The 442-nt window shown below is 50.7% G+C and carries 1 protein-coding gene; it reads right to left on the bottom strand.

What is annotated here, in order from left to right:
* Positions 1 to 146 precede the first annotated feature (146 nt).
* Positions 147 to 442, bottom strand: a 296-nt coding sequence (locus tag CCD76_RS20260) for a hypothetical protein (RefSeq protein WP_218777096.1), incomplete at its 5' end; no start/stop codon positions are given.

Genomic DNA, 442 nt, shown 5'->3' with positions numbered 1-442 from the left:
ATGCCATCCGCAGCCACCTGAATAGTTACAATTTTCTTTATCTGATGCTTTCAGCAGACGATATTTCGCCATTATTGCGACCAAAATGCAACTTGCATGCCAGCTTATGCCATGGTATGGAAAATCAAGAATCTAGCCTTTCACAGCTATTTTGATAGCCATTTTTGTTGTCGGCCATGCACGGCTGTGGGCAGCGAATGTACGGCCTGAATTCCATCAGCGAATAGCGCCCTGAAGTATCGCCCAGTGTCGATCGCCAGGCGAGCGACGGAGCGCGAGTACTGCCGCTCAGCGGTGAGAAAGATATCGACTGGCTGCGTGGCACGAAAAGAAGCGGTTCGGGCCGTCATGAAACCCAGGGGCTTTTTGCTACTGCTCAGGGGTGAACCCAACCCGTGTTTTGCCTTGAGCGCTCTACGCTTTGTCTGAAAAATGATGTCTT

This window comes from Salinicola salarius (genome assembly GCF_002179555.1).
Lineage (GTDB): Bacteria > Pseudomonadota > Gammaproteobacteria > Pseudomonadales > Halomonadaceae > Salinicola > Salinicola salarius_A.
This window is presented reverse-complemented; position numbering and strand designations above follow the sequence as displayed.